Genomic DNA, 26,105 nt, shown 5'->3' with positions numbered 1-26,105 from the left:
ATTCATTGCAGGGGCTCATCCATGAACAGATCTATGCTCGCCGTCCTGATCGGCGCTCTGATGGCAACGGGGACGGTGCAGGCTGCCGCCCAGGACAACACCTGGTACGCCGGTGGCAAGGCCGGCTGGTCCAGTTTTTACGGGGTGGATTACGACGATCAGGTCAAGGATCTGCTCGATACCTATGATCCGGACAAGGATCACAGCGACCTGGGCCTGGGGCTCTTCGCCGGTTATCAGGTCAACCGGAACGTGGCGATCGAGCTGGGTTACGACTGGCTCGGCAAGTACCAGGTGGATCAGCGCTTCTCGGGCAACGGTGTCGATGCGGGTCTGAATGGGGAAGCCAAGGCCCAGATGATCCAGGCCACCATGAAGATCGGCTTCCCGGCGACCACGGCGCTGGACATCTATGGTCGGCTGGGGGGCGCCTACGCCTGGACGGAGAGCACCATAGATGCCTGGGCCAACGACGGCACCACCAATCTCACCGAGTCGGGTGGGGGCAAGTACCACGGTGCCGCCTTCGTGGGGGCCTTGGGGGTGGAATACGCCATCGACAAGGACTGGGCCGCCCGCCTCGAATACCAGTACACCACGCCGCTCGGCAAGACCTCGCTGGATGAGTCCGGCATAGAGATGGACAACGGCCTGCTGTCGGTCGGCATGCTCTATCGTTTCGGCCAGATAGGCGACGAGCCGGTGGCGCCGACCCCCGCGCCCGAGCCTGCGCCCGCCCCGGCTCCCGTGCTGGTGGAGAAGCAGTTCAACCTGGATTCCGACGTGCTGTTCGAGTTCAACAAGGCGACCCTGAAGCCCGAAGCCAGCCAGGCCCTGGACAACCTGTTTGCCCAGATCCTGGCCGCCAATCCCAAGGACGGGGTGGCGACCGTGATCGGCCACACCGATCGCATCGGCTCGGAGGCCTACAACCAGTCCCTCTCCGAGCAGCGGGCCCGTACCGTGGCGGATTATCTCATCGCCAAGGGGCTGTTTGCCGACAAGGTACGCGCCGAGGGGCGGGGCGAGTCTTCCCCGGTGACGGGGGGCAGTTGCCCGGATGGCGCCAAGGCGCAGATGATCGCCTGCCTGGCCCCGGATCGCCGGGTCGAGGTGCGGCTGACCGGGGTGTCCCAGGTCGCCGAATAAGCCATCTTTGCCTTGCTATTAAACAACGAGGGGGTCCTGGCCCCCTCGTTGCATTCTGGCTCCCCCCTCATCCCCAACCCTTCTCCCGCGAGGGGAGAAGGGAGCAGGGACGTAGGTTCGATTAGCGAAGCGTAATCGGACCAGCGCAGCGACCCTCAATTCAACTCCGTGGGGTCTATATCCAGGCTCCAGCGCACCTTCTTGGTCTCGGGCCAGGTCTCCAGCTCCTTCACCGCCCAGTCCAGCAGCTGGGCCAGCGGTGCACGGCTCGGTCCCTGCACCAGCAACTGCATGCGAAACTTCCCCGCCTTGCGCTCCATGAAGCCGCTGATGGGCCCCAGCACCTGCACCTGGGGATAGCGGGCGCTGCGCAGGGTATCGGCGAGGCGAGCGAGGAACAGCTGCACCTCGTCCCGGCCATTGGCCTCGGCCCGAAACAGCCCCTGATGGCTGAACGGCGGCAGCCCCAGCAGGCGGCGCTCCTTGAGCGCCGTGTCGGCGAAATGGCCATAGCCGTTCTGGGTCAGATCCTGCAGCAGGGCATGCTCCGGGTGGTGGCTCTGCAGCACCACCAGCCCGGGTTTGCTGGCCCGGCCTGCCCGGCCCGCCACCTGGGTGTAGAGCTGGGCCAGCTTCTCGGCTGCCCGAAAATCGGCGCTGAACAGGGCGCCATCCACATCCAGCAGACCCACCAGGGTCACGTCCGGGAAGTGGTGGCCCTTGGCCAGCATCTGGGTGCCGATCAGGATCTTGTACTTGCCCGCCTTGATGTCGCCGAGATGGACTTCCAGCTCCCCCTTGCGGCGGGTGTTGTCCCGATCGATGCGCACCACGGGGTATTGCGGGAAGATAGTGGTGAGCAGCTGCTCCAGCTGCTCTGTGCCCACCCCGGAGCCGATGAGCTCGCTGCTGCCGCATTCGGGGCAGTGGTGGGGCAGGGGGCGCACGCTGTCGCAGTGATGGCAGTGCAGCCGCCGCCCGGCCTGGTGCCAGGTGTACCAGGCGTCGCAGCGTTCGCAGGCGGCGCTCCAGCCGCACTGGTGGCAGATGAGGGCCGGCGCATAGCCACGGCGGTTGAGAAACAGCATCACCTGGTTGCCGGCCGCCAGGTGTTCCGCCATCAGCTGCTCCAGCTGGGGCGAAAGCCCGGCCTGCAGCCGCACGTTCTTGATGTCGAGGATCACCTGGCGGGCGGTCTGGGCGTTGCCGGCGCGCCGGGTCAGGCTGAGGTGGTGATACTTGCCGGTGCGGGCGTTGTGCAGCGTCTCCAGCGACGGGGTGGCCGAGCCGAGCAGGATAGGGATGCCGGCGCGATGGGCCCGCATCACGGCGAGATCCCGCGCGTGGTAGCGAAAACCGTCCTGCTGCTTGAAGGAGCCGTCGTGCTCCTCGTCGATGATGATGATGCCGAGATCCTTGAACGGCGTGAACACCGCGGAGCGGGTGCCGATCAGGATGGCGGCGCCACCGTCGCGACAGGCCAGCCAGGCGTCGAGCCGCTCCCTGTCGTTCATGGCGGAGTTCATCGCCACCACCGGCACCTTGAAGCGGCGCCGGAAGCGGTTGATGGTCTGCGGAGTGAGGCCTATCTCCGGGACCATCACCAGGGCCTGCTTGCCCGCCTTGAGCAGGGGCTCGAGGATGCTCAGGTAAACCTCGGTCTTGCCGGAGCCTGTGATGCCATCCAGCAGGAAGGCGCCGAACCTGTCGCTCTGGCTGGTGACGGCGGCCACCGCCAGCGCCTGCTCGCCGTTGAGGCGCAGACCCTCCCCCGGCTCGAAACGGGCGGCCCAGTCGCCGTCATGGCTCGGCTCCAGCGAACGCTTCTCCAGCAAGCCTTTCTTCTCCAGCGCGGTGAGGGCGGCGCCCTGGATCTCCTCCTGCTTGAGGGCGGATGGCGTCTGCGATCCCTTGCGCAGCAGGGCGAGCGCCTGCTGCTGTTTGGCCGCCCGCTTGAGCTCGTTGAGGTCGATGGCCATGCCGGCCTCGGTGGCGAACCAGAACTCCAGCTCCCGATAGGCGGCGGGCTCCCCCTTGCGCACCAGCACCGGCAGGGCGTGGGGCAGCACCTCCCCCAGGGGGTGCTGGTAGTAGCCGGCGCTCCAGGCCATCAGCGCCAGGATGTCGGGCCCCAGCACGGGGGCGCTGTCGAGTACGCGCTTGATGGGCTTGAGCTTGTTGCGCGGCACCTGGCTCTCGGCCGGATGATCGACCACCAGGCCGACCAGGGTCTGGGGGCCGAACGGGATCTCGACCCGGCAGCCGGGGGCAGGCAAGGGCAGGGGGGAGAGATAGTCGAAATGACGGCGCAAGGGCACCGGCACTGCCACACGAACCAGATCAAGGGTTTGGGAAGAATTCACCAGGGATTGCCTATTTTTTCTGCGAAGCCACTTGCCTGATCTCAGGCGTTTCCTATATTATTCGCAGCCTTTGAAACTGTGTTCAACAATCGTGTGGTGTCCGACAAGAGATCGGATGGCGACACGGCCTGATAATTGAGGTTGTCCATGAAAGCTGGTATCCATCCTGACTACGTAGCCATCACCTGCAAGTGCTCTTGCGGTAACGTCATCAACACTTTCTCTACCATCGGTAAAGATCTGAACCTGGACGTGTGCTCCGAGTGCCACCCCTTCTACACCGGCAAGCAGAAAGAAGTTTCTAGCGGCGGCCGCGTAGACAAGTTCAACAAGCGTTTCGGTGGCTTGACCTCCAAGAAGTAATCTTGCTTCTGAAGAATTCTGAAAAAGGCGCCCATCGGGTGCCTTTTTTATTGCGCGGCATTCTGTAATTCCCCGCTTTGCCCTATGGTGTTGGCTCAACCAAGGGAGAAGAGCCGATGCGCACATGTCTGGTGATGGGGGCGGCCGGGTACATAGGATCCTACCTGGTGCCCCATCTGCAGGGTCTGGGGTACAGGGTCATCGCCGGGGCTCGCCGCCCCTGCCGCCTGCCGGAGGGGGTGGCGTTTCGCCTCGCCGACAGCCTCAAGCCCATCACCCTGTTGCCCGCGCTGGCGGGGGTCGACACCGTCTTCTATCTGGTGCACGCCATGGGGGCGGGAGCCGGTTTTCACCGGCTGGAGCAGCAGGGGGTGAAGAACTTCGCCGCCGCCGCCCGCGCGGCCGGGGTGCGGCGCATCGTCTATCTCGGTGCCATCCAGCCCGACCCCTGCAACAGCCGCCACCTCAACTCCCGCCGTTACTGCGGCGAGCTGTTTCGGGAGGCCGGCGTGCCCACGGTGGAGCTGCGGGCCGGCATCATCATAGGTCCCGGATCGGCGGCGTTCGAGGTGATGCGGGATCTGGTGTTCAACCTGCCCATGATGGTGACGCCCAAATGGGTGCGATCCCGTACGCCCCCCATCGCCCTCTCCAACCTGCTGCACTATCTGGTCGGGCTGGTGGAAGCGGAAGGGGTGGATGGCCAGATCTTCAACGCCGCCGGCCCCGAGCTGCTCAGCTACCAGCAGCAGCTCCAGAAATTTGCCGCCCATATCGGCAAGCGTTGCCCCATCATACCGCTCCCCTTCCTGAGCCCGCGGCTCTCCGCCTGGTGGCTGCAGTTCGCCACCTCGGTGCCCCAGCCGGTGGCCAAGGCGCTGGTGGGCGGCCTCAAGCACGACATCCCGGCGGACGACGGCCCGCTGCGCGCCCTGCTGCCGCAAACCCTGCTCAGCTTCGACGAGGCGCTGACCGAGAGCCTGGCCCTGGAGCAGAGGCTCGGCGCTGAGCAGCAGGGAGAGGAGACGCCGCTCGGCCTGCGTTGGCGCCACCCCGAATACGGCTTCTACGACCGTACCGCCAGCGGCGAGGCAGACAGCCTCGCCTCCCCCGAGGTGGTGTGGCAGGTGCTGCAGCAGCTGGGGGGCGAGCAGCGCTACTTCTACATGAACGAGCTGTGGGTGGTACGGGAGTGGATGGATCACCTGATCGGCGGCCCGGCCCTGACCCGGGGGCGCACCAACCCGGATCGCTTCGTGAAGGGGGACATGCTGGACTCCTGGCAGATCCTCGGGGTGGACGAGGGGCGCAGGCTGGATCTGCTGTTCAACATGAAGGCCCCCGGCGTCGGGCGGCTGGAGTTCAACATCCAGCCGCTGGAGTCCGGCCTGACCCGGCTCAGGGTGACGGCCCACTGGCACCCGCAGGGGGCCTGGGGACTGGCCTACTGGCTCGCCATGCTGCCCTTCCACCTCTTCATCTTCCAGGGGATGACGGAAGCCATCGCCCGCCAGGCGGAGGAGCGGGCCGGCATACCCGTGATGGATTGAAACCATATCTATAACTAAATGGGTATTAATGTTTGGTGTTACCTGCTGACAAGCGCCTCATCAGTAGATCTGGGCAATACTTTCTGCTGTGAAAGGGGGCGGGTTTTCTTTATGATCCCCAGCCCTCGCCCATCGGCGAGCCAATGCACCACTCATTCACTTCCGTATCGGGGTCCCCCATGTCCGATCAGCAGCACGATCTTCGCCAACAGGCACTCGACTACCATGCCCAGCCCGTGCCGGGCAAAATCGCCATCGCCCTCACCAAGCCCGCCGAGACCGCGCGGGATCTGGCGCTGGCCTACAGCCCGGGTGTCGCCGAGCCGGTGCGCGAGATCGCCGCCAACCCGGCCGATGCCTACCGTTACACCGGCAAGGGCAACCTGGTGGCCGTCATCTCCAACGGCACCGCCATCCTGGGGCTGGGCAACCTGGGGCCGCTGGCCTCCAAGCCGGTGATGGAGGGCAAGGCCCTGCTGTTCAAGCGCTTTGCCGGCATCGACGCCATCGACATCGAGGTGAAGCACGAGACCAGCGCCCAGTTCATCGACACTGTGGCCGCCATCGCCGACACCTTCGGCGGCATCAACCTGGAAGATATCAAGGCCCCCGAGTGCTTCGAGATTGAAGAGGCGCTGATCGCCCGCTGCGACATCCCGGTGTTCCACGACGACCAGCACGGTACCGCCATCGTCACCGCCGCCGGCCTGCTCAACGCCCTGGAAGTGCAGGGCAAGGTGATCGGCAGCAGCCGCATCGTCTGCATGGGCGCCGGTGCGGCCGCCACCGCCTGCATGGACCTGCTGATCAAGTGCGGGGCTGCGCCCGAGAACATCTTCATGCTGGACCGCCAGGGGGTGATCCACAGCGACCGCACCGATCTCAACCGGTACAAGCAGCGCTTCGCCAACGACACGCCCCTGCGCACCCTGATGGAGGTGATCGACGGGGCGGACGTGTTCGTCGGCGTCTCCGGCCCGGACGTGCTGCCCGCCGAGGCGGTGGCCCTGATGGCCCCCAACCCGGTGATCTTCGCCTGCTCCAACCCGGACCCCGAGATCAAGCCCGCCCTGGCCCACGGGGTACGCGGCGACCTCATCATGGGGACGGGCCGCTCCGACTACCCGAACCAGATCAACAACGTGCTCTGCTTCCCCTTCATCTTCCGCGGCGCCCTGGACGCCCGCGCCAGCCGCATCAACGATGCCATGAAGATCGCCGCGGTGGAGGCGATCCGCGCCCTGGTGAAAGAACCCGTGCCGGCCGAGGTGCTGGTGGCCGCCGGGGTGAGCGAGCTGGCGTTTGGCAAGGAGTACGTCATTCCCAAGCCGATGGATGCCCGCCTGCTGCCGCGGGTCGCCCGCGCCGTGGCGCTGGCGGCGGTGGCCTCCGGGGTGGCCCGCATCGAACTGCCGGCGGACTATATGCTGGGGTGAACCTGAGCCGATGAGGGCAGGACAAGCGACAAGAGGGGCCCCGTGATGGGGCCCCTCTTCATTGCGGGAAGCTTGTGGCTGGATTACTTGGTCTTGGGAGCCACCTGGGCGGTCGGCGCCTTGGCGGCCTTGTGGTGTTTTTTCACCATCTTGGTCTGGGTAGCCTGGGGGGCGGCGGCCTTGGTCGGGGTGGCCGCCATGGTGAAGCCGGAGGTCAGGGCGAAGACAGCGGCCAGGCTCAGGGGGATCAGCTTGTTCATATTCCAGTTCCTCGTTCGGGTTGATGGCATGGAGCGTTTCTCCATGAGTTCATCCTAAGGCTGCCCCCGGTTTGCTTCAGTGAGGGAGTGGTGACGGTGTGTATCCAAATGTACGGGCAGGGTCAGGCAGAAACGGGCGCCGCTGGGGCTGGGCAGCAGCTGCACCTCGCCGCCGTGGTGGCGGGCAATGCTGCGCACTATGGCCAGGCCCAGACCGGCGCCGCCGGTGCGCCTGTCCCGGCTCTGATCCAGCCGCACGAAGGGCTCGAAGATCTGGCCCGCCAGTGCGGGAGCTATGCCGGGCCCGTCGTCGGCCACTTCCAGCAGATAGTCGTCCCCCTGCCGCGCCATGCGCAGGGTCACCTGGCGGGTGGCGTGACGCAGGGCGTTGCCGATGAGGTTCTCCAGCGCCCGATCCAGCAGGCGGGTGTCGCCGCGCCAGGGCAGGGGATCGACGGGGGACTCGAGTTCGAGCCGGGTCTCGGGGCGCAGCGCCTGCCAGTCGGCGAGGCGGCTGCCGGCCCAGTGGCCCAGCTCCAGTTCGCTGCACTGGAGCGGCAGCTCGGGGCGATCGAGCCTGGCGTAGGTGAGCATCTCCTCGATCAGGGCGTCCAGCGCGCCGAGGTCCCGCTCCAGCCCCTGCTGCTCCTCGGCCGAGGGGGCCCGCTCCAGCATGGCGAGCCGGTATCTCAGCCGCACCAGGGGAGTGCGCAGCTCGTGGGCGATGGCGTCGGTCAGCTGCTTGCGGCTGGCCAGCATGGCCTGCAACTGCTCGGCCATCTGATCGAAGGTGCGACCGACCCGGCCCAGGCTGCTGCCCGCAGGCAGGTCGGTGCGGCAGGAGAGATCCCCGTCGCCGACCCGGCGGGCGGTCTGCTCCAGCCGCTGCAGGCCGCGCCAGTGGGGGCGCAGCCAGAGCAGGATGGGCAGTCCCAGCGAGAGGCCGATGAGCAGCAGCAGCCCCACGTCCACCCAGCGTAGCTCGTGCAGGTAGGAGAGGTAGGGGACGGGGCCGACGATCAGCACCCGGTCCGTGCCTGGAATGCGCTGCAGGAAGGTGTCGTCCTCCTCGACGATGACGATGTTGCCCGCCGCGAGGAAGGCCCGATCCTCGCGGGCGAGGGGCTGGCTGGCGAGGGGGCCAACCTGCAGCGGCAGGTTGAGCTGGCGGCTCTGCTCCGCCGTGCGGGCGGCCCAGTGTTCCGGCGGCAGCCGGGCCAGCTCGCCGGTGAGCAGGCCGAGTGAGCCTTGCATCATCCGCTCCAGGTAGCGATCCCCCGCCCGCTCGGCGCTGACCTGATAGACCAGGCCGATGAGCAGGATGGCCAGGGCGAAGCAGCCCATCAGCAGCAGGTAGAACTGGATAAACAGGCGTCGCATCGGGAGGCTCTCCTCTTGCCTGGATTGCGTCTGGACATTGCCTTGTTGCCCCTCATCCCCAACCCTTCTCCCTCAAGGGGAGAAGGGCGCTGAGTGCATCAAGGTCATTCGGCGAGGCTTATTCCCAGGCCTGGGGCACCAGCAGGTAACCTTTCTGGCGCACCGTCTTGATCCAGATCGAGTTGTTGCTGTCATTCCCTGGCTTCTGGTGTGCAGGCGTGTGAGACACCAGCTCATTCCCAAGCCTGGGGTACGAGTAGATAACCCTTTTGGCGCACCGTCTTGATGCGGGTCGGGTTGTTGCTGTCGTCCCCCAGCCGGCGGCGCAGACGGGAGATGGCCACGTCCATGCTGCGATCCTGGCCGTCGTAGTCGCGCCCCCGCAGGCTGCGAAACAGCGCCTCCCGCCCCAGGATCTGGCCGGCGTGGCAGGACAGCTCCCACAAGAGGTCAAAATCGGCGGTGGAGAGGGGAATGCTCTCGCCATCGAGGCGCACGTCCCGGCCCGGGCCGTCAATCCGCAGGCGGCCGAACTGCAGGCGCTGGGGCGGGGGACTCGGGGCCACGGGGTGGGGAGCCTGTCCCTGCTGGCGGAACTGGACCCGCAACCGGGCCAGCAGCACGGGGGGCGGCGTGGTCTTGAGGATGTAGTCGTTGGCGCCCAGCTCCAGGCTGAGGATCTGGTTCATGTCGCTGTCCAGCGAGGTGAGCATGACGATGGGACCCTTGAAGCGCGGGCGCAGATCCCGGCACAGGGAGAGGCCGTCCTGCCCCGGCAGCATGATGTCGAGCAGCACCAGGTCCGGCTGCTCGGCCTCCACCCTGGCGAGTGCCCGATCGCCCCGGGTCTCCAGCAGCACCTCGATGTCGTGGCGACCGAGCCAGCTGCTGATGAGCTGGCCTATCTCGAGATCGTCTTCAACAAACAGAACGCGTGGCATGGTGGCGTGGCCCCCCGATCATGGCGCGAATGCGCGTGTCGCCAGCATAACGGCTGCGCCCGCGCCCTGCACCGGTATAACTAATCAAACAGGGCCCGCGGGCCCTGTCTTGTCTTGCTGGTCGAGTGGGGAGCTGTTCCCCGGCGGCATCAACCCGCCTTGCGCTTGAGATAGACCCCGGCCTCCATATGGTGGGTCCAGGGGGAAGTGGCTCGAACAGGGAGAAGCGGTCTACCCCTGTGACATCAGCCCGCCTTGCGCTTGAGATAGACCCCGGTTTCCATGTGATCGGTTCAGGGGGAAATGGTTCGGACAGGGCGAAGCGGTCTTCCCTGTGACATCAACCCGCCTTGCGCTTGAGATAGACCCCGGCCTCCATATGGTGGGTCCAGGGGAACTGGTCGAACAGGGCGAAGCGGGCGATCTCGTGGGTGTCGCCCAGCACCGCCATGTTGGCCTGCAGGGTCTCGGGGTTGCAGGAGATGTAGAGGATGTTGTCGTACTCCTGCACCAGTTTGACGGTCGCATCGTCCAGCCCGGCGCGGGGGGGATCCACGAAGATGGTGTTGCACTGGTAGCTCTTGAGATCCACCCCCTTGAGGCGGTTGAACTCCCGCTCGCCGCGCATCGCCAGGGTGAACTCCTCGGCGGACATGCGCAGGATGATGAGGTTGTCGACGCCGTTGGCGGCGATGTTGAACTGGGCGGAGTCCACGCTCGGCTTGGCGATCTCGGTGGCCAGCACCTTGCTAAAGTTCTGCGCCAGGGCGATGGAGAAGTTGCCGTTGCCGCAGTAGAGCTCCAGCAGATCTCCCTCGCTCCCCCTGGTCACGTCCAGCGCCCAGCCCAGCATCTGCTCGTTGATGGCGGCGTTGGGCTGGGTGAAGCTGTTTTCCACCTGCTTGTAGACCAGCTCGCGACCCTGCACCTTGAGCCGCTCTATGACGAACTCCTCCCCCAGGCAGATCTTCTGCTTGTGGGCGCGGCCAATCAGCTGCAGATCGAAGCCCTGGGCTCTCAGGTCGGCCTGCAGGGCCTCGGCGGCCTGCTGCCACTCGCTCTCCAGCTTGCGGTGGTAGAGCAGGCTGACGCAGATCTGGCCGGACTGGGTGGAGAGGTAGTCTATCTGGAACAGCTTGCGGCGCAGCACGGGGTGCGGGCGCAGCCCGGCCAGCAGCACCGGCATCAGCTGGTTGATGAGCAGGCTGGCGGTGGGGAACTGGTCGACCCGGATGATCTCCTTGGTGGCCGGTGCATACATGCAGTGGTAGAGGTCATCCCCCTCGTGCCAGATGCGGAACTCGGCGCGCATCCGGTAGTGCTCTGCGGGGGAGGCATGGACCTCCAGCGCGGGCGGGTTGAAGGGGGCGAACAGCTGGGCGAGGCGATCGCGCTTCTCGTCGAGCTGGGCCTGGTAGTCGGCGGGAGTCCGTCTGGCCTGGGTGTCGGCGGAAGATGGCTGGGATTGAGTCATGGATACCTCGCATGCGCCGGCTGAGCCGGGTAAAGACCGGGGGAGGGCCGCAGCCAAGCAACAGCCAACCAAAGGGTGGGGATTTTAAAAGGCCACCGCGGATTGTCCAAGTTTTTTGTGGTCAAGAAGTGGCCAGTCGGGCCGATAACCGATCCACCACTATAGGCGGGAGAGTGATGATGCAGATCGATGGCATGGGCGCGGCCCAACCCAAGGGAGTGGGCACTGCTCCCAAATCGCCCCAACAGACGGCGTCGAAAGCGGCGGACAAGGGGGAGGAGGTCTCCCTGAACAAGCCTCCGAAGTGGGCCCAGGTGCTGATCCAGCAGGCGCTGCAATTTGCACTGGAGATCAACGGCCAGCACTATCAGGCCCCCAGGAGTCAGGAGTTCAAGCTGGAATCGCCGGAGGCGATCACCCCGGAAACCCTGTTCGATTACGAGACGGTGGCGGACAACGTGCTGCAGTTCGTCACCGGACGGCTCGGCGCGGCCCGTGCCGACGGCAAGAGCGACGAGGATCTGGCCGAGATGATGGCCCAGGCCCGCAAGGGGGTGGACATGGGCTTTGGCGACGCCAGGAAGCAGCTCGGCGACTGGGCGGACAACGAGGATATCAAGACCGGCATGGATCAGAGCTACAAGCTGATCCAGGAGGGGCTGGAGTCCTTCGAGAAGGAGTTCTTCGGCGAGGTCTCGACCACGGATCTGGGGGCGGCCAGGATGGCCAGCCGGCAGCAGGCCTTCCTCGAGATCGAGACCCGGGACGGGGACAAGGTGATGCTGCGCTTCAGCGACAGCTGGCAGTTCAGGTCCCGTAACGACGGGAGCGGCAGCCAGTTCAGCCTGAAGTCGAGCCAGAGCTTCGACTTCTCCCTGGAGGGCGATCTCGACGGTGCCGAGATGGAGGCCATCGGCACCCTGGTCAAGGGACTGGACGAACTGGCCGGCCAGTTCTTCGGGGGAACGGATGGCAAGACCCTGGCCGACAGGCTGGCGGGGTTGCAGCTGGACGACAGCCAGCTGGTCTCCTACTCCCTCAAGCTCAAGCAGTCGGCCAAGCTGAGTCAGGCCTATCAGGGGGCTCACTCCCTGCAGGAGAGCCTCAAGCCCCTGGCGGACTACCTGCCACGGCTGAGCAGGGTGCAGCAGGCCGATGCCCTGCTGCCGACCGCCCAGCAGCAGGCGTTGACGCCGGCCGTGTTGGCGGCGCGGGGCCAGGACGGGGCGACGGGGGCCGGCTTCATGGGCTTCAACCAGCGGATGCTGGAAGCCATGCGGCTGCTCGGCCAGCAGATGGCCGCAGGCTAGCCTCGCCGCATCGCCCCTGATGTGCCCGAGGGAGGGCCGTTTGCCAGCCTGCCCCCGGGCTGGCACACTGCCCTTTTCCCCAGCCAGATCATGCCATGAACCCCAAGAAGCCAAGAGACAAGCGCGAACTCTGCTACCCCTTCATCTTCGAGACCCAGTTCCAGTGCGACTACGAGATCGCCACCGACGAGCTCTGCTGCCAGGTGGGGGCCGTGCTCTCCCATCTGGTGCCGGATGAGGATACCCGACCCGTGATGGCGGATCTGGCGACCCTGCAGCGGCTCATCTACAACCTCAACGGCTCGGTGCGGGGCAGGCTCGGGATCTTCGAGGAGGATCTGGCGTGGCTGAAGGGGCGTTACGATCACTACAACGAGGCGAGCCGTGGCCGGGTCACCGGCTTCGTGCTGCCCCAGGGGCCCCAGCCCATCCCCACCCTGCACCTGTGCCGCTGCGGCAGCAAGAAGGTGGTGCGCCTGCTGGTGCGCCTGGAGGAGAGCGGCGTGCGCTTCGATCCCATCCTCTACCGCTTCGCCAACCTGCTGGCCAACTTCTTCTTCGTGCTCACCGTCTACCTCAAGCAGGCTTGGGATGTGACCGAAGTCCCCTATGTCAGCATCAACTACTGAGGTCGCCGGGATTTGCCGAAGCGGCATAAAGAAAAACCGGAGCCTTGGGCTCCGGTTTTGCTTTTCAGCGCGCCAACAGCGCATTCAGCTGGAGAGCAGCACCCTGGCCGAGTTGGCGGGGATGGTGAGCTGCACCTCCCCCTGCACCACTTCGAACTTGTCGCCGTTGAAGGCGTCGGTGAAGCGGCTGGCGGGGCTGGCGGTCTGCCACAGGGGCAGGCTGATGGTGCGCGGCTCCGTGGGGTGGCGGTTGCAGGCCACCACCACCTGATCGCTTTGCAGGGTGCGGGCGAACACATAGCTGTGGGGGCCGGCGTAGAGGGTCTGGATGTCGCCGCGGCGCAGGGCAGGGCGCTGCTTGCGCAGCTGGATCAGGCGGCGATAGTGGTCGTGCAGCACGTGATCCCAGTCCGTGGTGTCCCAGGGGAAGCAGCGGCGGCAGTCCGGATCGTTGCCTCCCGACAGCCCCACCTCGTCGCCGTAGTAGATGGAGGGCACGCCTATGTAGGTGATCAGCAGGGTGGCGGCGAGCCGCATCCGCTGCTTGTCCTCCCCCAGCAGGTGCAGGAAGCGGGCGGTGTCGTGGCTGTCCAGCAGGTTGAACTGGGCCAGCTGGTTCTTGAACGGGATATGGGCCCGCGCCAGCTTGAGCCAGTGGTCCAGCTCGGTGGCGCTGATCTTGATGGGGTGGTAGGCGATGTCCTGCCCCGCCAGGAAGGCGCGGACGGGGTGGGCGAAGCCGTAGTAGTTCATGGCACCGTCCTCCTGATCCCCCTGCAGCCACTGGCTCGCCTCGAAGAAGTGCTCGCCGAGCACGTAGGCGTCCGGGTTCTCCTGCTTCACCGCGCCGCGAATGGCGCGCACGTGGCCACGGTTGCCCTCGGCGGTGCCCCGCTCCCCCAGCATGTGGATGACGTCGAAGCGCCAGCCGTCGATCTGGTAGGGCGCCCGCATCCAGTAGCGCAGGATGGCGTTGTCTGCCCGGTAGACGGCGTCCTGCACCTGTTCGCTGGCGAAGTCGAGCTTGGGCAGGCTGCGGATCCCCTTCCAGCTGACGTAGTCCCCCTCCTGGTCGAAGGTGTAGAAGCTGCGCCAGGGGGAGTCCGGGTTGCTCTGGGCACCGAGCGGCGGACAGAACCAGGGGTGCTCGGTGGAGGTGTGGTTGACCACGGCATCCAGGATGATCTTCATGCCGCGCTGGTGCAGGTTGCGGGTCAGCTCGGCGAACTGGGCGTTGTTGCCGAGGTGGACATCCACCTTGAAGTAGTCCTGGGTGTCGTATTTGTGGTTGCTCGGCGAATCGAAGATGGGGTTGAGGTAGAGCGCCGTCACCCCCAGGGATTGCAGATAGTGCAGCTTGGCGTCGATGCCCGCCAGATCCCCGCCGTAGAACTCGCAGGCGCCGTGCCCCTCCTCGTGACGGCTGACCGGCTCGCCCCAGGCCTTGCTGATGACCGCCTTGCCCCTGTACTCGTACTCGTGATGCTTGACGCTGAGGGACGGATCGCCGTTGCAGAAGCGATCCGGGAAGATTTGGTAGAACACCTGATCCTGCACCCAGGCCGGCGGCTGGTGGCGGCTGTTGAAGCGAAAATGTTGCTCGCGCGGCGGCATGGCGGCGCTGACGCCGGCGCCGTGCAGCCACCACTGCTCCTCGTCGGTGAGGCACTTGAAGCAGTAGAGGTGGATCTCCTGCCCTCTGGCGAGCGGCAGCTCGACCTGCCAGACCTGGAGCCTGTCCCGGGTGGCGACCGGCGTCATGGCGACCAGGTACTCCTCGTTGTCCGGCTCGTGGCGCAGCCACACCTCGCGGATGGGGGCGTCCAGCTCGCTGAACAGGGTGAGCTGCAGGGTGTCGGCACTCTCTTTGAACCAGGGTGCCGCCTGGGGGTGAAACAGGAAGGGATGGGTCATGGTGTCTACTGTGTCAGAGAGGCTACCGGGTCAGGGGATGCACGAGGGCCATCCTAGCCTGCCCATGGGGTTGAGTATGTGACGACCGACCAGAATGAGGCGGTTGCCCGGCTCCGCGGGTCGGCCAGCCGTGAGTCTATTGCGTCAGCAGCTCGGCCAGGGCATTGCCCTGCTCGTGGAGCTGTTCGAGCTGATCCGCCAGAATGAGACGGGGATCCGGCTCCTGATGATCGGCCGTTGTACATCTACTGGGTCAGCAGCTCGGCCAGGGCATTGCCCTGTTCGTGGAGCTGTTCGAGCTGATCCGCCAGGCTGGCGGGATCCAGCCCCAGCTGGTCGGCCAGGGGCCTGGGGAAGCGGGCGATGATGGCCTGGGCCGGTACTCCCGCATGCCAGGCGAAGGAGACGAAGACGGCGAGCCGGATCAGCACGGCCTCCTTGCTGACCGGTTCGTGGGAGAGGGGGTCGAGCTGCTGGGCGATGGCGTCGACGAAGGCAGTCGACAGGTTCCAGCGCCGCGCCAGCTCGGCGCCGAGCTGGGCATAGTCGTAACCCAGCATCTCCCGCTGGGCCTCGACCCGGCTGCTCCCCTTCTCGATGGCCAGATTGATGAGCCCGGCCTCCTCCGGCAGGGTGCTCTGGATCAGCAGCTCGCCGATGTTATGAATGAGGGCGCAGGTGAAGGCGGTCTCCGGATCCACCGCCCTGGTCTGCTGGGCCAGGGTGCGGGCTATGGTGGCGACCTGGAAGGTCTGGGTCCAGAAGTGGTGCTTGTCGAAACCGGGGGGCGCCTTGAAGCTGCTGATGATGCCGGAGGCGACCACCACGGAGCGCAACCGGTTGAAGCCGAGCCGGATCACCGCCTGCTCGATGGAGGTCACCTCGTTGCCCCGGCGCAGGGCGGCGGAGTTGGCCATCCGCAGCACCTTGACACTGATCACCTGGTCCATGGCGATCTTGGCCGCGATCTCGTCGATGCGGGCATTCTCGTCGTTGAAACTCTGCATCAGCTCGTGCAGCAGCTTGGGGATTGTGGGCAGTTGCTTGATCTTGCCAAACAGGCGATCCATCGACATGGCTGAGGCAGCCTCCATTGCTAACAGTGCCTCATATTGTGCCACAGCCTGGCCAGTTGTTCCTGTACCGGATCTGGTTTCGTCGGCCTCAGTACACCCAGTCTTGCAGTCTGTATTCCAAACGGTGCCGTTTTCCCTGCAGGATCAGGGTCTGGGTGGAACCGCTCAATGTGGCCCCCTCCGTCAGGGTGGCGAGCACGGCCTGTTCGACCTGGTCGAGCCCGGAGGGGCAGGCCATGGCGGTGCTGCCGAGGCTGGTGACCCAGAGCCGGTTCCCCTTGAGGTGACCCTGGCCGAAGTAGCGGTTGCAGCCGGCGATGCCGTTGACGGTGAAGTGCTCCCCGATCTCGAGATCGGGGGGATTGACGCGGCTGTCGGTGACGGCCTGGCCATCCAGCCGGTCGAGCACCCAGTGGTGGTGCTGCAGATCGTGCGAGGCGAAGCGGGGAGTACTGCTGCAGGCACTGAGCAGAAGCAGGGCGAGCAGCAGTAGCAGGTATCTGGGCATTGAAGGGGCTCCGGTGATGGGTAGGACAAGCATACCCGTCCCGGGGCCTGCGAGGCAGGGCGAGGGGGGAGGTGCCCGACCGCTTCTGTCGCCCCGGGGGAAGAGGGGGTGTCGGTAAATGGCAACACTTGCCCCGAGCGAGCCTCGTCACACACAAAAGGGGCCACGATGTGGCCCCCTGCTATCCCTGCGCCTTGGCGAGCCTGCCCATCAGCGGGCAAACAGCCGCTCGGCGTAGCGGGCGAGGCCGGAGGCGACCGAGCCGAAGTCGTCTCCCCCTTCCAGCGGTACCCTGGGCAGTTTCTGCTGGATGAAGGCCTTGATGAGGGGCGAACGGGCGCTGCCGCCTGTGATGAAGATCCGGTCAGGCTGCACCCCGGCGGCCTGGATCGCCTCCTCCATCAGCTCGCCTATCTTCTCCAGCAGCGGTGCGGAGGCGGATGCCAGCTGGTCGCGCCCCAGCTCGGCCTCCAGCCCCTTCTCCAGCTCGTTCAGGGTCTGGTGATTGCGCTCGTGTTCGGAGAGGGCGATCTTGCCCTGCTCGGCGCGCCACACCAGCTGGTGGCTCAGCTTGTGGGCCCGCAGGCTGGCGAGACGGGGCAGCTTGCTGCCGGGCTGGCTGTCGAGCTGGAGATCCTGCAGCTGGCGGCCCGTCTCCAGGCTGTAGAAGCGGCTCTGGGCGCTGACGTCGTTGATGGCTGCCGCGTCCCAGAACAGGGGGTGGGGCAGCGGTTTGCCGGTCTTGAGGGTCTCGTGCATGCCGAGCAGCGGCATCATGCCCTCCACCGTCAGGCGGATGTCGAAGTCGTTGCCGCCGATGCGCTGGCCGCTGTGGCCGAGCAGATCGCCGCTGCGATCCAGCCGGTCGCGATGGCTCGGGCCCATGCGCAGCACGGAGCAGTCCGTGGTCCCGCCGCCGATGTCCACCACCAGCACCACCGCATCCTCGCTGAGGCGCGCCTCGAACTCGAAGCCGGCGGCCACCGGCTCGTAGAGGAATTCCACCCGCTCGAACCCGGCGAGGCGGGCCGCCTCGCTCAGGATGGCGATGGCCTGGCGGTTGCTCTCCTCCCCCGCCAGCCCCTGGAAGTTGACCGGCCGGCCGATCACCGCCTGGCGGACGGGGGCGCCCGTCTGTTGCTCCGCCTGCTGGCGCACGTGCAGCATCATGGCGCAGACGATGTCCTCGAACAGGGCGATCTGGGGGGCCTTGAGGCCATAGGCGCCGAGGAAGGATTTCGGCGACTTGATGTAGTAGCCCTCGTCCGGCTCTTCCAGGTAGCGCTCCAGCGCCGCGCCGCCGAAGCTGAGCTCGTCGATCAATCCCTCTTCGCGCATCTGGCGGCGCACCGCCTGGGCCCGGGTCACCACGGGGCCGCGCAGCTTGAGGTACTCCGCCTGCTGGGCGGGAGCCAGCCCTTCGGCCAGCAGGCCGGCGATGGCATCCCGGTGCGGGGCGTGCAGGGTGGAGGGGAGGTAATGGGAACCGGAGAGGGTCAGCAGCCTGGGGCTGCCCTGTTCCATCACGGCGACGGCACAGTTGGAGGTACCGTAATCAAATCCGATAAACATGGGCGGCCAGACTCCTGCACAAAAAAAGGGCTGGTAGCCTACCCGAAGGCGCCGGGTCTCACAACCCGGCGAGTCTGAATGGTGAGCGAAAGGCGAGCGAAAGGCGAGGAGGGCTTATTCCACCTCGTTGTCGCAGCGACCCTGGCTCTCGATGGCCTGGATGTTGCTGAGGGTGGTGTCGGCGATGGCGTGCAGCGCCTCCCGGGTCAGGAAGGCCTGGTGACCGGTGAACAGCACGTTGTGGCAGGCGGAGAGGCGGCGGAAGACGTCGTCGGTGATCACCTCGTTGGACTTGTCCTCGAAGAAGAGATCCTCCTCCTCCTCGTAGACGTCCAGCCCCAGGGCGCCGATGCGGGCGGTCTTGAGGGCCTCGATGGCGGCGTTGGAGTCGAGCAGGCCGCCCCGGCTGGTGTTGATGATCATCACCCCGTCCTTCATCTTGGCGAAGGCCTCCTTGTTCAGCAGGTGGTAGTTCTCCTTGAACAGGGGGCAGTGCAGGCTGATGACGTCGGACTGGCGCAGCAGGGTGTCGAGGTCCACGTACTGGGCGCCAAGATCGATGGCCGCCTGGTTCGGATAGGGATCGCTCACCAGCAGGCGCATGCCGAAGCCCTTGAGGATGCGCAGGGTGGCGATGCCGATCTTGCCGGTGCCTATGATGCCGGCGGTGCGGCCGTGCATGTTGAAGCCCACCAGCCCCTCCAGGGAGAAGTTGGCGTCGCGGGTGCGCTGATAGGCCTTATGGATGCGGCGGTTGAGGGTCATCATCAGGCCCACCGCGTGTTCGGCGACCGCCTCCGGGGAGTAGGCGGGCACCCGCACCACTTTCAGCCCCAGCTCCTTGGCGGCCACCAGATCCACGTTGTTGTAACCGGCGCAGCGCAGGGCGATGACCTGGGTGCCGTATTGTGCCAGCTCGGTCAGCACCTCGCGGTCGGCGTCATCGTTGACGAACAGGCAGACCACGGGGAAGCCGTGGGCGAGGCGGGCGGTCTTGGCCTCTAGCCGCACGTCGAAGAACTCCAGCTCGAAACCGTACTGGCTGTTGGCCTGGTGGAAGTGTTCCTTGTCGTAGCTCTTGGTACTGAAAACGGCGACTCTCATGGTGCGCTCTCCGCAGATAATGATGTGGTTAAATTACAACAAATATGGGCCGTCATCACGGGATAAATGGCGGGGCATCAGCCCCAGGGCATGATGGGCACGGCGCTCACCGCACTCTTGTAAGAACCATCCACCAGCTTGGTGCTGTAGGTCAGATAGACCAGGGCATTGCGCTTCTCGTCGTAAAAACGCACCACCTTCTGTTCCTTGAACACCAGGGAGGTGCTGACGTCGAACACCTCCTCCCCCGCCTTCAGCCTGGCGGGCAGGGTGATGGGGCCGATCTGGTGGCACGAGAGGGAGGCGTGGGAGGGATCCTCCGCCAGCCCCAGGCCACCCTTGACGCCTCCTGTCTTAGGACGCGCCAGATAGCAGGCGACGCCGGCGATCTTGGGGTCGTCGAACGCCTCCACCAGGATCTTGTGGTTCGGGCCGACCAGCTTGAAGGCGGTGCTCACCTCGCCGACGGGGTCCGCCTTGTCGGCCAGCGCCGGGCCGGCCAGCAGCGCCAGCATCAGGGGCAGGGTACGGGCGAGGGGGGAAGGGTGTGTCATGGTTTCTCCTTCAGGCTCCCTCAGTAGGGGATGCCCAAGCGACGATAGAGGCTGGCCAGCACCCAGGCGGGGCCTACCAGCAGAAATTGCAGGTCGGTGAGGAAGGAGGGGCGTTTCCCCTCGATCCGGTGACCGACGAACTGGGCCAGCCAGAGCAGCACGAAACCGGCCAGGGCGGGCCACAGTAGCGGGCCTTGCCAGGTGTAACAGAACGCCAGCCCAAGGGTGGTCAGCGCCGCCATCCCTACAAACAGCGAAAACGACAGATGCAGATAGAAGGCCAGCACCGGGATGACCACCAGCCCCGCCCAGTTGAGGGACGCTGGCAGGGGCCCGGCCGGCAGGCACCAGAGCAGGGCCAGGGCGCAGAGGTAGATGCCGGGCACCGCCACCTTGTGGATGGCCACATTGACGGGATGCCGGTGGCTCTGGCCGTAGTCGCTGAACCATTCGTCGAGTCGTTTCATGGCACCTCCCTGGCGCGCGGCTTGTGCCACCCCGGTCGAGGTGGCCGAATCTTCATCCCTGCGGGGGATATTCCCAATATTGGGCCGGTATGCTCCTGAGCAAGGGGGTCATGTCCGGGTTGGGCAGGGAGATGGTGACCCTCTGCTCCAGGTTGGCGCTGGCCAGGGCCTCGCGGATCTTGGGATTCTCGTGGAAGAACTTCATGAAGCTGCCGTCGGCGTAGGCCCGCTCCAGCCCGGTCTGGATCGCCTTGGCCAGCTTGGGCGACTCCGGGCTGACGAAGAAGAACTCGGCGAAGGGGTAGCGGATCAGCAGGTGCTGATCGATGACCAGGTTGGGATATTGCGCCACCAGCTCGCTGCGCTCGGCGAAGATCTCCACCAGGCCGCGGGGGAAGAAGTCCAGCTTGTCGCCGTCATTCATCAGGCGGAACAGGTTGCTGTAGCGCCCCGCATAGGTGGGAATGCCCGCCTGCTCCAGGATCTTGTTGTCGGCCCAGCCCACCCCCTGCGCCGCCTTCAGCTTCTTGAGATCCGCCAGGGTGTTGACCTGGTTGAACTTCTCCTGGGCGTCGGCGTGGATGAAGGAGAGGCGCAGCCCTTCCAGCCCGCGAAAGAGCGGAATGGGGACGGTGATCAGGGAGGATTCGAGGGCGCTGGAGGTTCCCATCCAGAACACGTTGATGGTCTTGCCCCTGGCGAGCGCCTGCTGGAGGCTGTACTGATTGAGGTTGAGGTCGACCCGCTCCAGCTTGTAGGGCTGACCGGCACGGGTGAGGGCCAGATCCAGCAGCTTGAGCTGGTACTCGTTGTCGAGGTCGTTGATCGGTCGGCTGGGGACCTTGACGGTGAGGGTCTGTGCCTGTGCCAGCAGCGGCAGGCACAGGCACAGCCTGATGAGCCATTTCACGCTTTGATCTCCTGTAGAGTCCGGGGCCTGCCCGGAGTCTAACAGAAGTTGTCACGCCCTTGCGTGATGCCGTGGGTGGGGGTCAGGCTCGCCGCTGGCGACACGGCCCCCGGCCTGCGGGGCTGGCCCAGGCGGGACGGGGGTCTGTCGGAGCATCAGGCGACGCGGCGGAACACGTGGGTATCGTTGAATTCCTTGGTGCTCTGACACTCGACGCAGAAGCGGGACTCGGGCCGCGCCTGCAGCCGCTTGAGGGAGATCTCGTCGCCGCAGGATTCGCAGTAGCCGAAATCCCCTTCATTGATACGCTTGAGCGCCCCCTTCAGCTTGCGCAGATGCAGCTTGTCGTGCTCGATGCGGTTCAGCTCCAGACGGCGGGCCTCCTCGACACTGGCGCGATCGATCTCGTCCGCCATTTCGTTGGTATCGGTGGCGATAGCCTGGCTGGCCTGGGAGTTGAGACGTTCTTCGAGCTCGAGGATCTGCCGCTCGATCTGGCCCTTGTAAAAGGCCAGTTGGTCTTCAGTCATGAAATCACACATATGGTTTGCTACCAGTCAGTTTCCCAATTTTTCCCATTTATGGGGGCTGTCTGTCTTCAGACCAAGCCCTTGTATCCCGATTTGCACCAAATCCAGGCAGGAGAGTGCAAATCAGGGCGGGCCTTGTACCAAAAAAATGCAGGCATGCAAAGAAAATTGGATAAGGAGTGTGCGCCCTTGCAAAGAAATGAGCCTTCTCCGACAGGGGCTGACTGAGTATCGCGCGGCGGCTGTCCGCTGTTGGCATCCGGCTTGCAGTGGGCTGATCGTGGCACCGAGTGTTTAGTATTTGGTGCCGCCCTGGTCATTTTACAGGCCGTTGTTTATAGTTTTTTAAACACCACCGCTTGACAAAGGGCTTTATGGCGGGCTTTTATGGTGTTGTCGATTACATTTTCTTAACAAGGGTGTTCCTTATATTAGACACCCTTGCCTATGACAACCGTAGAGTCGGGGTTTAACATGGACAGTATCAAGGGCTGGATGGAGAGCAATCGCATCACGGAAGTGGAGTGCCTGTTCCCGGATTTCACCGGCAATGCCCGAGGCAAGATCATTCCAGCCAACAAATTTCTGCGCGAGGGGGGCATGCGGCTGCCCGAGGTCATCTTCACCCAGACGGTGACCGGCGAATACCCGGATGACGACAGCATGATAGACCCGCTGGAGCGGGACATGCAGCTCTATCCCGATCCCAACACCATTCGTTTCGTCCCCTGGGCGCTGGAGCCCACCGCCCAGGTGATCCACGACTGTTTCGACGTCAACGGCAAGCTGATCGACATCGCGCCGCGCTCCGTGCTGCGCCGGGTTCTGTCATTCTACGAGAAGCAGGGCTGGAAGCCGGTGGTGGCGCCGGAGCTGGAGTTCTACCTGGTGACCCGCAACGAAGACCCCGACTACCCGCTGGTGCCGCCGGTGGGTCGCAACGGCCGCCCGGAGACCGCCCGCCAGTCGTTCAGCATCGATGCGGTGAACGAGTTCGACCCCATCTTCGAAGACATGTACGACTACTGCGAGGCCCAGGAGCTGGAGGTGGACACCCTGATCCACGAGTCCGGCGCCGCCCAGATGGAGATCAACTTCCTGCACGGCGATGCCATCGATCTCGCCGACCAGGTGTTCCTGTTCAAGCGCACCATGCGCGAGGCGGCCCATCGCCACGGCATCTATGCCACCTTCATGGCCAAGCCCATGAGCAACGAGCCGGGCTCCGCCATGCATATCCACCAGAGCCTGGAGGACATGGACGGCAACAACCTGTTCGGCACCAGCGAGGGGGGCAACTCCGCCCTCTTCATGCACTTCATCGCCGGCCTGCAGAAGTACACCCCGGCGGTGACCGCCCTGCTGGCGCCGAACGTCAACTCCTACCGCCGCCTCACCTTCGGCGAGAGCGCGCCACGCAACGTGCAGTGGGGGGTGGAGAACCGCACCTGCGGGTTGCGGGTGCCCTTCTCCGAGCCCAGCGCGCGCCGGGTGGAGAACCGCTTCGCCGGCGCCGATGCCAACCCCTATCTGGCCCTGGCCGCCACCCTGGCCTGCGGCTATCTCGGCATGCTGGAGAAGCTGGAGCCCATGCAGGAGATGAAGGCGAGCGCCTACGACCTGCCCTACAGCCTGCCCCGTTCCCTAGAGGAGGCGCTGAGCCATCTGGAGCAGTGCGAGCCCATCAAGGACATGCTGGGCGAGCGCTTCATCCGAGCCTTCGTCGCGGTCAAGCGCAAGGAGTACGAGACCTACTTCGGCGTGATCAGCCGCTGGGAGCGCGAGTTCCTGCTGTTGAACGTGTGACCCGTTTTGGGGAGAGGCGTCGGCCTCTCCCGTCAGATCGCAAGCAAGAGTGCACTGGACTCGTGAGTGCCGGCAGACGGTGCCGGCCTCGCGACGGCGTGCGCGAAGCCGCGTGACCGTGCCGAGCGCCTTCTAATGGATGGGCGGCGACGCTCGCCACATGGAAAGGCATCGAGGAGCAGGCGAGGCAGCATACCCGCGACTGGCAGTGACCGGGGGCCCGCACCCTCATCAAGGGGCGGCAATGACCGCCGAATCGAAGGAACCGAGGAGCAAGCAATGCAGCACACCACCCGTGAGTGGCAGCAACTGGAAGCCAGCCACCACCTGCACCCCTTTACCGACTTTCAGGCCCTGAACAAGAAGGGCAGTCGCATCATCACCAAGGCCGAGGGGGTCTATCTGGAAGACTCCGAAGGCAAGCGAATCCTGGACGGGATGGCGGGCCTGTGGTGCGTCAACCTGGGCTATGGCCGTCAGGAGCTGGTGGACGCCGCCACCCGGCAGATGCAGCAACTGCCCTACTACAACCTCTTCTTCCAGACCAGCCACCCCCCCGCCGCCGAACTGGCGACCCTGCTGGCCGAGATCACGCCCCCGCACCTCAACCACGTCTTCTTCACCGGCTCGGGCTCCGAGTGCAACGACACCGTGCTGCGCATGGTGCGCCACTACTGGGCCAGCAAGGGGCAGCCGGACAAGCAGGTGATCATCAGCCGACACAACGCCTACCACGGATCCACGGTGGCGGGTGCCAGCCTGGGTGGCATGAAGGGCATGCACGCCCAGGGCGGGTTGCCCATCCCCGGCATAGTGCACATCGACCAGCCCTATCACTTCGGCGAGGGGCAGGGGATGAGCGCCCACGAGTTCGGGCTGGCCCGTGCCCGCCAGCTGGAGGAGAAGATCCTGGCGCTGGGGGTGGACAAGGTGGCGGCCTTCATCGGCGAGCCCATCCAGGGCGCCGGCGGCGTCATCATCCCGCCCGACAGCTACTGGCCCGAGATCCAGCGCATCTGCGATAAGTACGGCATCCTGCTCATCGCCGACGAGGTGATCTGCGGCTTCGGTCGCACCGGCCACTGGTTTGCCAGCGAAGGCTTCGGCATCAAGCCGGATCTCATGTGCCTGGCCAAGGGCATCACCTCCGGCTATCTGCCGATGGGGGCCGTGATGGTGGGGGACAGGGTCGCCAGGGTGCTGGTGGAGGAGGGAGGCGAGTTCAACCACGGCTTCACCTACTCCGGTCATCCGGTGGCCTGCGCCGTGGCCATCGCCAACATCCAGCTTATGCAAAGGGAGAGCATAGTTAAGCGCGTTCATGATAGTATCGGCCCCTATTTGCAGCGCCGCTGGAGCGAGCTTGCCGATCACCCTCTGGTGGGAGAAACCCGGGGCAAGGGCCTGGTCGCCGCGCTGGAAATAGTCCAGGACAAGCAGACGAAACGTCGTTTCCCGGCCGAACGCCATGCCGGGATGACTTGTCGGGAGTTCTGCTTTAACAATGGCTTGGTGATGAGGGCGGTCGGCGATACCATGATCATATCGCCCCCCTTGGTGATCACCGAGGAACAGGTGGATGAATTGGTCAAACTGGCCAGGCTCAGTCTGGACCTGACGGCGGAAAAGCTGCGGGAATAGGCCGTGCCAGGCTGGGTTGGCTTACGCATACAATTTGCTTAGGAGACAAGGACTATGTCTTTTAAAAAGGGAATGATGGCTGCTTCCGTGGCGCTGGCCATGATGAGTTCCGGGGCGATGGCCGACGAGAAGGTGCTGCACGTCTACAACTGGAGCGACTATATCGCGCCGAACACGCTGGAAGACTTCCAGAAGGAGACGGGCATCAAGGTGGTGTACGACGTGTTCGACAGCAACGAGGTGCTGGAAGCCAAGTTGCTGGCGGGCAGCTCGGGCTATGACATCGTCGTGCCGTCCAACTCCTTCCTGGCCAAGCAGATCCAGGCGGGCGTCTTCCAGAAGCTGGACAAGTCCAAACTCTCCAACTGGCAGAACCTGGATACCGCCTTGCTCAAGGCGCTCGAGCCGAGCGATCCGGGCAACCAGTACTCGGCGCCCTATCTGTGGGGCACCATCGGCTACGCCTACAACATCGACAAGGTGAAGGCCGTGCTGGGCAAGGACGCGCCGGTCGACTCCTGGGATCTGGTGTTCAAGCCGGAGAACATGGCCAAGCTGAAGGAGTGCGGTGTCTCCTTCCTCGACTCGCCGACCGAAATGCTGCCGGCCGCCCTGTTGTATCTGGGCTTCAAGCCGGACAGCCAGAAGCCGGACGAGCTGAAGAAGGCTGAGGAGCTGTTCCTCTCCATCCGTCCCTACACCGCCTACTTCCACTCCTCCAAGTACATCTCGGATCTGGCCAACGGCAACATCTGCGTGGCGGTCGGCTACTCCATGGACCTGCAACAGTCCAAGGCCCGGGCGATCGAGGCCAAGAACGGGGTCGATCTGACCTACGTGATTCCGAAGGAGGGGGCTGGCAGCTTCTTCGACATGCTGGCCATTCCGGCCGATGCGAAGAACGTGGAAGAGGCCCACGTGTTCCTGAACTACCTGATGAAGCCCGAGGTGATCGCCAACATCACCAACCAGATCCATGCGCCCAATGGCAACAGCGCGTCCACCCAGCTGGTGGACAAGGCCATCAGCTCGGATCCGGGCGTCTACCCCGATGCGGCGACCCTGCAGAAGATCTATACCTTCCCGGCCTTGCCGGCCAAGGTGCAGCGTCTGATGACCCGCAGCTGGACCAAGATCAAGTCAGGCAAGTAAGCAAGACGAGCAGTAC

Annotated in this window: 23 protein-coding genes and 1 pseudogene; 9 read left to right on the top strand and 15 right to left on the bottom strand. The window is 65.0% G+C overall.

Annotated features, from left to right (window positions below; genetic code table 11):
* Positions 1-21: 21 nt before the first annotated feature.
* Positions 22-1,149, top strand: a complete 1,128-nt coding sequence (ompA, locus tag AB5Y72_RS17380; protein ID WP_042078186.1) for a porin OmpA — start codon at positions 22-24, stop codon at positions 1,147-1,149.
* A 155-nt stretch (positions 1,150-1,304) separates the two neighbouring features.
* Here the strand turns inward: ompA and priA are convergent, their stop codons facing one another.
* A complete protein-coding gene (priA, locus tag AB5Y72_RS17375; RefSeq protein ID WP_325782746.1) occupies positions 1,305-3,512 on the bottom strand; it encodes a primosomal protein N' in 2,208 nt (735 codons plus the stop codon).
* A gap of 147 nt (positions 3,513-3,659) precedes the next feature.
* Between priA and rpmE the strand changes: the two genes are divergently transcribed.
* From rpmE to AB5Y72_RS17360, 3 genes are all read left to right on the top strand, one after another.
* Positions 3,660-3,875: a 50S ribosomal protein L31 gene (gene rpmE, locus AB5Y72_RS17370; RefSeq protein WP_042078184.1), complete on the top strand. Its 216-nt coding sequence runs from the start codon at positions 3,660-3,662 to the stop codon at positions 3,873-3,875.
* Positions 3,876-3,991: 116 nt separating this feature from the next.
* Positions 3,992-5,425: a DUF2867 domain-containing protein gene (locus AB5Y72_RS17365; protein ID WP_325782747.1), complete on the top strand. Its 1,434-nt coding sequence runs from the start codon at positions 3,992-3,994 to the stop codon at positions 5,423-5,425.
* 179 nt (positions 5,426-5,604) lie between these two features.
* Positions 5,605-6,861: a malic enzyme-like NAD(P)-binding protein gene (locus AB5Y72_RS17360; RefSeq protein WP_325782748.1), complete on the top strand. Its 1,257-nt coding sequence runs from the start codon at positions 5,605-5,607 to the stop codon at positions 6,859-6,861.
* Between the two features lie 83 nt (positions 6,862-6,944).
* Here the strand turns inward: AB5Y72_RS17360 and AB5Y72_RS17355 are convergent, their stop codons facing one another.
* From AB5Y72_RS17355 to trmA, 5 genes and pseudogenes are all read right to left on the bottom strand, one after another.
* Entirely contained in the window at positions 6,945-7,121 is a 177-nt protein-coding gene (locus tag AB5Y72_RS17355) for a hypothetical protein (RefSeq protein ID WP_209794398.1), read from the bottom strand.
* Positions 7,122-7,175: 54 nt separating this feature from the next.
* On the bottom strand, positions 7,176-8,501 hold the full coding sequence (gene rstB, locus AB5Y72_RS17350; RefSeq protein WP_325782749.1) for a two-component system sensor histidine kinase RstB: 1,326 nt from the start codon (positions 8,499-8,501) through the stop codon (positions 7,176-7,178).
* 118 nt (positions 8,502-8,619) lie between these two features.
* A pseudogene (locus tag AB5Y72_RS17345) lies at positions 8,620-8,709 on the bottom strand (two-component system response regulator RstA); the annotation flags it as partial.
* 25 nt (positions 8,710-8,734) lie between these two features.
* Entirely contained in the window at positions 8,735-9,442 is a 708-nt protein-coding gene (rstA, locus tag AB5Y72_RS17340) for a two-component system response regulator RstA (protein ID WP_325782750.1), read from the bottom strand.
* Positions 9,443-9,782: 340 nt separating this feature from the next.
* Positions 9,783-10,916 carry a tRNA (uridine(54)-C5)-methyltransferase TrmA gene (gene trmA / locus AB5Y72_RS17335; RefSeq protein ID WP_325782751.1) on the bottom strand — a complete coding sequence of 378 codons (1,134 nt, stop codon included), beginning with the start codon at positions 10,914-10,916 and terminating at the stop codon, positions 9,783-9,785.
* A 179-nt stretch (positions 10,917-11,095) separates the two neighbouring features.
* On the opposite strand from trmA, the gene AB5Y72_RS17330 reads away from it, so the two are divergent.
* Positions 11,096-12,226, top strand: a complete 1,131-nt coding sequence (locus AB5Y72_RS17330; RefSeq protein ID WP_325782820.1) for a DUF5610 domain-containing protein — start codon at positions 11,096-11,098, stop codon at positions 12,224-12,226.
* A gap of 95 nt (positions 12,227-12,321) precedes the next feature.
* Complete coding sequence (locus tag AB5Y72_RS17325) at positions 12,322-12,855, top strand: ATP--cob(I)alamin adenosyltransferase (RefSeq protein ID WP_325782752.1); 534 nt, start codon at positions 12,322-12,324, stop codon at positions 12,853-12,855.
* An 84-nt stretch (positions 12,856-12,939) separates the two neighbouring features.
* Here AB5Y72_RS17325 and malZ read toward each other — a convergent pair whose 3' ends face one another.
* The 9 genes from malZ to AB5Y72_RS17280 all read right to left on the bottom strand — a co-directional run bounded on the left by malZ (position 12,940) and on the right by AB5Y72_RS17280 (position 21,502).
* Positions 12,940-14,769 (bottom strand): maltodextrin glucosidase, encoded by a 1,830-nt coding sequence (malZ, locus tag AB5Y72_RS17320; RefSeq protein ID WP_325782753.1) that lies wholly within the window; start codon positions 14,767-14,769, stop codon positions 12,940-12,942.
* A gap of 245 nt (positions 14,770-15,014) precedes the next feature.
* Complete coding sequence (locus tag AB5Y72_RS17315; protein ID WP_042077096.1) at positions 15,015-15,863, bottom strand: HDOD domain-containing protein; 849 nt, start codon at positions 15,861-15,863, stop codon at positions 15,015-15,017.
* 70 nt (positions 15,864-15,933) lie between these two features.
* The gene (locus tag AB5Y72_RS17310; RefSeq protein ID WP_318162387.1) at positions 15,934-16,353 is read right to left on the bottom strand and encodes an META domain-containing protein; all 420 of its coding nucleotides are present in this window, start codon (positions 16,351-16,353) and stop codon (positions 15,934-15,936) included.
* 210 nt (positions 16,354-16,563) lie between these two features.
* Positions 16,564-17,925: a molecular chaperone gene (yegD, locus tag AB5Y72_RS17305; RefSeq protein WP_325782754.1), complete on the bottom strand. Its 1,362-nt coding sequence runs from the start codon at positions 17,923-17,925 to the stop codon at positions 16,564-16,566.
* A gap of 114 nt (positions 17,926-18,039) precedes the next feature.
* Positions 18,040-19,029 carry a 2-hydroxyacid dehydrogenase gene (locus AB5Y72_RS17300; RefSeq protein WP_325782755.1) on the bottom strand — a complete coding sequence of 330 codons (990 nt, stop codon included), beginning with the start codon at positions 19,027-19,029 and terminating at the stop codon, positions 18,040-18,042.
* Between the two features lie 77 nt (positions 19,030-19,106).
* Positions 19,107-19,583 (bottom strand): CreA family protein, encoded by a 477-nt coding sequence (locus AB5Y72_RS17295; RefSeq protein ID WP_042077103.1) that lies wholly within the window; start codon positions 19,581-19,583, stop codon positions 19,107-19,109.
* A gap of 20 nt (positions 19,584-19,603) precedes the next feature.
* The gene (locus tag AB5Y72_RS17290) at positions 19,604-20,050 is read right to left on the bottom strand and encodes an Mpo1-like protein (RefSeq protein WP_325782756.1); all 447 of its coding nucleotides are present in this window, start codon (positions 20,048-20,050) and stop codon (positions 19,604-19,606) included.
* Positions 20,051-20,102: 52 nt separating this feature from the next.
* Positions 20,103-20,960: a hypothetical protein gene (locus AB5Y72_RS17285; protein WP_368199317.1), complete on the bottom strand. Its 858-nt coding sequence runs from the start codon at positions 20,958-20,960 to the stop codon at positions 20,103-20,105.
* Between the two features lie 155 nt (positions 20,961-21,115).
* Complete coding sequence (locus AB5Y72_RS17280; protein WP_042077108.1) at positions 21,116-21,502, bottom strand: TraR/DksA C4-type zinc finger protein; 387 nt, start codon at positions 21,500-21,502, stop codon at positions 21,116-21,118.
* 462 nt (positions 21,503-21,964) lie between these two features.
* On the opposite strand from AB5Y72_RS17280, the gene AB5Y72_RS17275 reads away from it, so the two are divergent.
* From AB5Y72_RS17275 to AB5Y72_RS17265, 3 genes are all read left to right on the top strand, one after another.
* Entirely contained in the window at positions 21,965-23,296 is a 1,332-nt protein-coding gene (locus tag AB5Y72_RS17275) for a glutamine synthetase family protein (RefSeq protein WP_042077110.1), read from the top strand.
* 279 nt (positions 23,297-23,575) lie between these two features.
* On the top strand, positions 23,576-24,937 hold the full coding sequence (locus AB5Y72_RS17270; RefSeq protein WP_219143107.1) for an aspartate aminotransferase family protein: 1,362 nt from the start codon (positions 23,576-23,578) through the stop codon (positions 24,935-24,937).
* A 54-nt stretch (positions 24,938-24,991) separates the two neighbouring features.
* Positions 24,992-26,089 (top strand): polyamine ABC transporter substrate-binding protein, encoded by a 1,098-nt coding sequence (locus tag AB5Y72_RS17265; RefSeq protein WP_201996861.1) that lies wholly within the window; start codon positions 24,992-24,994, stop codon positions 26,087-26,089.
* Positions 26,090-26,105: the final 16 nt, after the last annotated feature.

This window comes from Aeromonas sp. R7-4 (assembly GCF_040908055.1).
GTDB classification, from domain to species: Bacteria; Pseudomonadota; Gammaproteobacteria; order Enterobacterales; family Aeromonadaceae; genus Aeromonas; species Aeromonas sanarellii.
The sequence above is the reverse complement of the archived record's forward strand: the minus strand, read 5'-3'. Positions and strand labels throughout refer to the sequence as shown.